Source organism: Allocoleopsis sp. (assembly GCF_036703385.1).
Taxonomy (GTDB): Bacteria; Cyanobacteriota; Cyanobacteriia; order Cyanobacteriales; family Coleofasciculaceae; genus Allocoleopsis.
In genome coordinates this window covers 1-7342 of record NZ_DATNPA010000061.1, presented here as the reverse complement: position 1 = coordinate 7342, position 7342 = coordinate 1, and the positions used below count along the sequence as shown (strand labels likewise).

The window sequence follows — 7342 nt, the reverse complement described above, 5'->3', positions numbered from 1 at the left end:
AGCCAATCCGACACTTTGTCTCATAATTTAGGCATACTCCTCAATCACCTACCGTCTGATGATCCTCGGTAAGCTTAGCAAAAGCAGACGCTCGGTTGAGAGACAAGTTTGCTCCTGAGTTTCCCCTACCACTACGCTAAGGTGCGTTAACAGCAAACGGCAGGAAAGCCCCTACGGAAGTATATTTGCAAAAACGGATGCACCCGTTGAGAATAGACTGCTTACAGAAGTCAGGGAAAAGCTTAAAGGAGAAGGGGAAAGAAAAGAAAAATTCCTTTACCCTCAAGAGTGCGAAAGTCTCTCATGCATGAGGTCTACTATTCCCCTGGTTTTTGGGACGTTAACATAAATACAACGTGACCGCGTGTATCCCACAATCCTCGCATCCAAAATCCAACATCTAAGGAAATCCTTCAACTTATCAACTCTTTCCAGACTTGAATATAATTTACCCGGAACGTTCTATCGAGCTGCTGCAAATCCTTAAAGCTATCTGTGCAAGAGTATCTTCTTTATGAATCCGACGATAACTCATCAATCATCCTTCCCTATTGACTTTGTCCGCCAACAGTTTCCCTCTCTGGCTGGTGATTGGACGTTTTTTGATAATGCTGGAGGTTCACAAACTCTCAAGCAAGTAGTAGAGCGAATTAGCGAATATTTACTGACTTCCGATGTTCAGTTGGGAGCTTCTTATGCTATCTCGCAACTAGCAGGCGATCGCGTGGCAAAAGCCGCTCAAGGAATGGCAACTTTAATTAATGCCAAGTCACCCTCAGAGGTGGTGATGGGTTCATCCACCACGTTGATGATACGGATTCTCTCGCTATGTATTAGCAAGACGTGGAATCCGGGTGATGAAGTCATCGTAACGAACTGTGACCATGAGGCGAATATTGGCCCTTGGGTTGACCTGGAAAAACAGGGAATTACGATTAAAGTATGGCGGATTAATCCTGAAACTTTACAGTTACATCTCGAAGATTTAGAGCCATTGCTAAGCAACCGAACTCGTCTTGTTGCTTTCACTCATGCTTCTAACCTATTAGGAACAATCAATCCTGTCAAAGAGATTACCCAACTTGTCCACAGCTATGGAGCAAAGGTATGTATTGATGGTGTTGCCTATGCACCTCACCGCTTGGTAGATGTCCAAGATTCGGATGTGGATTTCTATGCGTTTAGCTTCTACAAAGTTTATGGTTCGCATTACGCTCTACTTTATGGAAAACAAGAGGATTTATTAGCAATACCTGGGATAAATCATTACTTTATTGACCAAGCCACCATTCCTTACAAATTTCAGCCAGGGAATGTCAATTTTGAACTGAGTTATGGAATGCTAGGTCTATGTGATTACTTAAGCGAACTAGCACAACATGCCTATGGTGAGCAAGCGGCTGCTGATTTGAGAAACCAGATGGTGCAAGCGTTTGAGGTGATAAGCGTTCAGGAAGAGGAAATTGGAGATCGCTTCCTGAAGTACCTGACAAGTAAACCCAATATTCGCATCATTGGTCAACCCCAAGCTAATCGCGCTTCACGAGTTCCAACTATCTCGTTTGTGGTAAAGGAAACCCATAGCGAGACGATTCCGCTACATGTTGACAAGTACAATATTGGGATTCGCTTTGGAGATTTTTATGCGAAGCGATTGATTGAATACTTGGGTTTAGAAAAGCAGGGAGGAGTCGTGCGAGTTAGTATGGTGCATTACAACACGATAGAGGAAGTTGACCGCTTAATCCAGGCTGTCGATCCAGTATTGTGAGTGTGGAGGAACTGTTAAGCCCTATTGCATCTCATCCAGTTTATAGATGACTTCTCGCTTTTCCCAGCCATAAATTAATCAGAAGGTCAACTTCTGAAAAATTAAGAATTAAAAGGTGACAATGACAAAACTAATCGTCATTACAGGTGTTAGTCAGGGACTCGGTCAAGCTATGACTGAGCGATTTATTCAGTTAGGGCATACCGTTGTAGGTTGTGCTCGTTCACAGGCAGCAGTGGAGCAAATGAACGAGAAGTTTGGTTCACCCCACAAGTTTACAACACTAGATGTTGCGGATGAAGCGCAGGTGATGAATTGGGCAAAGCAAATACTCAGTGATTATAAACCCCCTGATTTGTTGATTAACAATGCCGCAATGATAAACAAGTTAGCACCACTTTGGGAAATTCCTAGTGAGGATTTTTCTCGCTTAATTGATGTCAATATCAAGGGGGTAGCGAATGTGATTCGCCACTGGGTTCCAGCCATGATCGAGCAAGGAACTGGTATTATTGTTAACTTTAGTTCAGGCTGGGGTCGTTCTACCTCTCCTCAAGTAGCATCCTATTGTACTTCTAAGTGGGCAATTGAAGGATTGACGCGATCGCTCGCTCAAGAACTACCCGACGGGATGGCAGCAATTCCCCTCAATCCTGGCATCATTCATACCAAGATGCTGGAAGTTTGCTACGGAGAAGACGCTGCCAATTACACATCAATTAAAGACTGGGTCGATCATGCCGTTCCTTTTTTACTTCAGTTGAGTCCTTCTGATAACGGAAAACCACTCACAGTTCCTAATTAATTCATCTGCTTAGGAACATCCTTCAACCCACTCCACTTCAGGCCGTTTTCCACCTCGAAAACTCGTGACGCGAGTCCCATCCGTCTCGAATATAATGCGATAGTTAGCCTCGTTGCGGTCTTTGGGTATAAATATTAGGTAATGACCCTTTGGCTGATACTTGTGAGGAGTGACTGTAATCTGTCCTGGATAGAGTGACTTGATTTTAGATTCCATATCACCAATTCGTGCACCACTAATCGTCGTAATGCGGCTGTTTCCTCGAACATCAATACGGGCGATGCGGTTATTTGTAACCATGATCAGGAAATCATAGTTGTTCCCTTGAGGTCTGATATAGGAACACCCTCTATTATCAGGACGAGTCAGCTTAACTCCCGCCGCCGTCTCAGCTTGAGCCACACTCATCCCCACTCGAATCGGCCCAATGCTATTAATCGATAGTTTTGATTGTGCTGTTAGTTTGGTTTGCTGCTTGGCTGAGGTGTTTTCTGACTTGGATTGGGATGCAATTGATAGGGTTTGTGTCGGTGAGAACGTTACTGGAGTAGCGGCAGGTTGCAGTGAATCAGAGGATTCAGTAACACTGACGCCTCCACCCGCACAGGCACCTAAAAATATAAGTGTGGATGCAAGACCAAAAAGTAGCAGAGTTGACTGGTGCGAACTCAACATGTTTATTCCTTGGGTTTTAAACAACTGTCTATAGTGCCAATGGTAGAAAACGGAAGGGCTAAGCTGTGCCAGTTTGGGTCAATCTCTGAATTGACCCTCTCAAATGGGAGAGTTACTTTACCTTTGATTGCTCAAACACCTATTATCTCCACTCATATCCCCAAAGCAATTGCCGTCTTTGTCGAGAATAATCACAGACTTAACGTTAGTAAATTGCTTGAGTGTAGCCGTTAAAGAACTGGTGGCACGGGCATCATCTCCAATGCCTCCCGAAGGCATGATTCGACACAATTGTAGTTTGGCGACTCCATTGGACATAGATAGCTTAAAATCAGAACCGCAGTTAGAGCTACCTTTTAACTGAATCGCAGGTACCCAGCCTTTTTGCCTTTCAGCACGGGTCGGCCCTGCAATTATTTGTTCTACAGCAAACCGGGCTAAATTTTGAGTTCGAGTTGTCCGAACCACTGGCTCAACATAGCTAAGATTATTATTGCTCTGTGGATTCTTCGGAAAAAATACTTTGACTTTGTTTAGAGTCGCTGTATTAGCCTGTGAGGATAGTTGTCCTATTTGTAATTGGCTTATGCTTGACTCGGCAGATGAGTGTGTTATGGATGGGGATTGAATCGACTGTGTAGTTGATATTGTTGCAAGTTTTGATAACTTTGAAGACTCGGCGCTCTCTACTCTTCCATCTCCAAAGGCACCCAATAAAATAAGTGTGGATAAAAGACTAGAACATAGTAAAGTTGACTGGCGATTGTGAGGCATTTTTGTTTTATCTGCTTGAGTTGGCCTAATCACTACTGTAGAAATATCTCAAGAATAGCCGCGCCAAATCTGTGCCAATATTTGAACTGACCGTAGGTAATACCAAATCAAAGAAGACTAAATTTTGGAACAACAGGTAACTAGGAGATGAAGATATTTTTACAGTCAGTAACTTATAAGAACAATAAAAATGTTTATTTTAAACTTTGAGCAGCCTGTTTAATGGAGTTGAGTAAGCATAACGGTAATTGCATCATATTTAAGCTGATACTTTGTGCTTTACCGTCAGGGCTAGGCCCATGATAATCGCTACCACCTGTCATTAATAAGCCATATTCAACACACAATGCCTTAAGATTTTTCGTCTGTTTTGTGGTGTGGCTGGGATGGTAAATCTCGATTCCCATCAAACCCGCATCAACCAGTTCCTTGAGTACATCCTCTACTGCACCGCCTCGGAATAGGTAGGGATGTGCCCATACGGGAACAGCACCGCAGTTACGAAGCAGAGCAATACCCTCAGAAATTGAGAATTTATCGTACTGCACGTAGGCCGGTTGGTTATCACCCAGCAAACGGTCAAAGGCTTTCTCCATAGACTGACAATATCCTGCCTCCACCAGTGCTCTGGCTAGATGGGGACGACTGGGTGCTATTCCTTCCCCTAGTTCGGGCAGGGAAATGGGATAGCCCAGTTCTGCGAGTTTAGCGACCATTTCATGGGCACGGCGCTTACGTCCCTCTATGCGTTCCGATAACGGGGCTTTGAGCTTATCTGCATCGGGGTAAAAGCCTAGGATATGAAGGGAGCGATCGCAGTGAACGGTACTCAATTCTACACCGGGGACAATCTCCAGGTTGTAAGGTTTGGCAGCAGCGATCGCTTCATCCCAACCGGACAGCGTATCATGGTCAGTAATCGCTAGGGCAGAGACTCCGGCCTGAACCGCCGCTTGGACAAGTTGGGTTGGAGTCAGGGTGCCGTCAGAGTAGGTTGTGTGACAGTGTAATTCCAGCATTTTTCTATTGTGGCGTTACCAACCACTTTCAACTGTACAGTAACTAATTATTTGTCATCAGTAACAAGTTATTGTCGCTGTTAATAATAAAGAGCGGAGTATTATGCGAGTCATATGAGTGCTTTAACTTTACAATTACCCCCAGTTCTCAAACTAACTGACGAGCAATTTGAACAACTGGCTGCGGCTAACCAAGACTTGCAGCTAGAACTCACGGCTAAGGGAGAATTAATTATTATGCCGCCTACGGGGGGAGAAACAGGCGAGCGCAATTTTGAGTTAGACGGACAGCTTTGGTATTGGAACCGTCAAACTTGTTTGGGGAAAGCCTTCGATTCTTCTACGGGGTTTCGATTGCCCAAGGGGGGGACTCGTTCTCCAGATGTAGCGTGGGTATCAATGGATCGATGGGAAGCGTTAACGCCTGCCCAACGCAAGAAATTTTTGCCTTTGTGTCCTGATTTTGCCGTAGAACTAGTTTCGGAAACAGATGATGTGGAAGAAACGCGGTCAAAAATGCAGGAGTACGTTAATAATGGGCTGCGGTTGGGGTGGTTGATTGCTCCGAGAACTCGGCAAGTAGAAATTTATCGTCCGAATCAAGTGGTTGAAGTTTTACAGTCTCCTGCGACGTTATCGGGGGAAGAGGTTTTACCTGGATTTGTATTAGATTTGCAACCTATTTTTGCATAGATGGATTATTTAGATTTTGTCCCCGCGATCTGCTGAAAGCAGCAGCGCTTCGCTATTGCAACCGGAGGGCAGATTAACGCTTGCCATATCCTTGCCATATCTTAATCTGCTGCTGTAGCTGCTATTGTGCGCCCATGCGGCGAGCAGCTTGCTCAAAGTCAGCCGCCGCTTGGTTCGTCGCCGTAACGTTGAAAAATGCTTCAGCGATCGCAGGCGAAAATGTAAAGGTATCTAGTCCTTGAGTTGCCAGAAATGCAATATCATCTACGCTACGAATACTGGCAACTAGAATTCGAGTTGCACTACCAACACCTGCTATTTCCCTCTGCATTGCAACCAAATCGTCACGCCCATTACGCCCCAAATCGTTTATTCTGCCGAGATAAGGAGCTGCGTAATCTGCACCCAAAGCAGCAGCAATCAGGACTTGGTGGACAGCGTAAACCCCAGTTAGCGTAATCCGAATTCCTTGAGCCATCAGCCGATAGGCAGCTTCAGTCCCAACTTTGGTAATCGGTACCTTCACCACAACTCGCTTATCAATGGCAGCCAAAAGCTCACCTGTTTTCATCAACCGATCAATTGAGGTTCCCCAACTCTGAAGCTGGACTTCTTTGGCTCCTAAATTCAACGCTTGTTTAGCTAACTCCTTCAACTGCTCAACAGAACAGGTAACCTGAGCGCGTTCTAACAATAGGGGATTTGTAGTTACGCCATAAAATAAACCCGTTGGCAGCCAGTTTTGCCACTCAGTCGTATCCGCAGTATCGATAAACAGACGAATTCTCGGACTGTTCAGCCCTAGTAGTACAGGGTGTTCAGCTGTATCGATGTCCCTTGGGCGATCGCAGTGAATCATGAAGGCACTTTGAGACTACCTCACAAATTCTATAGTCTGGGCGGTCAGCTTTGACTGAGTCTGGTTAACTCCGGGCTTCTAGCTGTTTAGGCTGGAAGCCCCCGTATTTTACTCCCGGAGCCGTTGACAGACTTGCAATCAAGCGGGACTATCTAGAGAAATTTCCCTTGCCAACGAACTTGCCCAAAGGGAGCGCACTCCACATAGTTTCCTTCCACAGACACTGCCGCATCATCCACCCAAACTTGCTGCAACTCAAAGTCGTGAAGATGGAGTTGTACGCTCTCATAGGGAAACGCAAAATCTCCTTGCGGCTCCCAAGTTAACTCCAAACCCTTCTCATCCCGCACCATGCGGAATCGATCCAGTCGCCACTCGGCGTATCCATCCCCCGCATCACTGTACAAACAACCTTCGCTACTTTCTTGCACGGGTGGGTAGAGGTGAAGCATCAATTGGTGGTTTGATTCCATCGGGAGTATTGTTCCCGCTCTCACCAACAGTGGCATCTGTTCTAGAGGAGCCTCGATCGCAACTTCTGTTGCACCCTCGAAGACTTCGTCACTCCAGAAACTATACCAACGTCCCTTGGGAAGGATGACATTTCGCAAACGCGCCCCGTCTTCAAACACGGGACAAACCAGTAGTGCATCCCCCAAAAAGAACGCATCATCTATCGCCCAGAATGTAGAGTCATCACTGTTACCCCAAAAAGCCGGACGAACTGGAGGATATCCCTTCTGACT

At 45.5% G+C, this 7342-nt stretch carries 7 protein-coding genes and 1 pseudogene; 3 read left to right on the top strand and 5 right to left on the bottom strand.

Features of this window, described 5'->3' with window-relative positions; all coding sequences use genetic code 11:
* Positions 1-514: 514 nt before the first annotated feature.
* Both V6C93_RS03355 and V6C93_RS03350 read left to right on the top strand, forming a co-directional pair.
* Positions 515-1771, top strand: coding sequence for a cysteine desulfurase-like protein (locus V6C93_RS03355; RefSeq protein WP_333475231.1), 1257 nt, complete (start codon positions 515-517; stop codon positions 1769-1771).
* Positions 1772-1892: 121 nt separating this feature from the next.
* Positions 1893-2576, top strand: coding sequence for an SDR family oxidoreductase (locus V6C93_RS03350; protein WP_333475230.1), 684 nt, complete (start codon positions 1893-1895; stop codon positions 2574-2576).
* Between the two features lie 9 nt (positions 2577-2585).
* On the opposite strand, the gene V6C93_RS03345 is transcribed toward V6C93_RS03350, so the two are convergent.
* From V6C93_RS03345 to V6C93_RS03335, 3 genes are all read right to left on the bottom strand, one after another.
* On the bottom strand, positions 2586-3251 hold the full coding sequence (locus V6C93_RS03345) for a hypothetical protein (protein WP_333475229.1): 666 nt from the start codon (positions 3249-3251) through the stop codon (positions 2586-2588).
* Positions 3252-3368: 117 nt separating this feature from the next.
* Positions 3369-4025, bottom strand: coding sequence for a GerMN domain-containing protein (locus V6C93_RS03340; protein WP_333475228.1), 657 nt, complete (start codon positions 4023-4025; stop codon positions 3369-3371).
* 194 nt (positions 4026-4219) lie between these two features.
* Complete coding sequence (locus V6C93_RS03335; protein ID WP_333475227.1) at positions 4220-5044, bottom strand: PHP domain-containing protein; 825 nt, start codon at positions 5042-5044, stop codon at positions 4220-4222.
* A 114-nt stretch (positions 5045-5158) separates the two neighbouring features.
* Between V6C93_RS03335 and V6C93_RS03330 the strand changes: the two genes are divergently transcribed.
* A complete protein-coding gene (locus V6C93_RS03330; protein WP_333475226.1) occupies positions 5159-5737 on the top strand; it encodes a Uma2 family endonuclease in 579 nt (192 codons plus the stop codon).
* Between the two features lie 121 nt (positions 5738-5858).
* Here the strand turns inward: V6C93_RS03330 and V6C93_RS03325 are convergent, their stop codons facing one another.
* Both V6C93_RS03325 and V6C93_RS03320 read right to left on the bottom strand, forming a co-directional pair.
* Positions 5859-6596, bottom strand: a complete 738-nt coding sequence (locus tag V6C93_RS03325; protein WP_333475225.1) for a transaldolase family protein — start codon at positions 6594-6596, stop codon at positions 5859-5861.
* Between the two features lie 152 nt (positions 6597-6748).
* A pseudogene (locus V6C93_RS03320) lies at positions 6749-7342 on the bottom strand (alpha-glucosidase); the annotation flags it as partial.

Excerpts from the sequence above, each read along its gene's own strand:
- V6C93_RS03355 (WP_333475231.1), top strand. The coding sequence starts at position 515 with ATGAATCCGACGATAACTCATCAATCATCCTTCCCTATTGACTTTGTC.
- V6C93_RS03350 (WP_333475230.1), top strand. The coding sequence starts at position 1,893 with ATGACAAAACTAATCGTCATTACAGGTGTTAGTCAGGGACTCGGTCAA.
- V6C93_RS03345 (WP_333475229.1), bottom strand. The coding sequence starts at position 3,251 with ATGTTGAGTTCGCACCAGTCAACTCTGCTACTTTTTGGTCTTGCATCC.
- V6C93_RS03340 (WP_333475228.1), bottom strand. The coding sequence starts at position 4,025 with ATGCCTCACAATCGCCAGTCAACTTTACTATGTTCTAGTCTTTTATCC.
- V6C93_RS03335 (WP_333475227.1), bottom strand. The coding sequence starts at position 5,044 with ATGCTGGAATTACACTGTCACACAACCTACTCTGACGGCACCCTGACT.
- V6C93_RS03330 (WP_333475226.1), top strand. The coding sequence starts at position 5,159 with ATGAGTGCTTTAACTTTACAATTACCCCCAGTTCTCAAACTAACTGAC.
- V6C93_RS03325 (WP_333475225.1), bottom strand. The coding sequence starts at position 6,596 with ATGATTCACTGCGATCGCCCAAGGGACATCGATACAGCTGAACACCCT.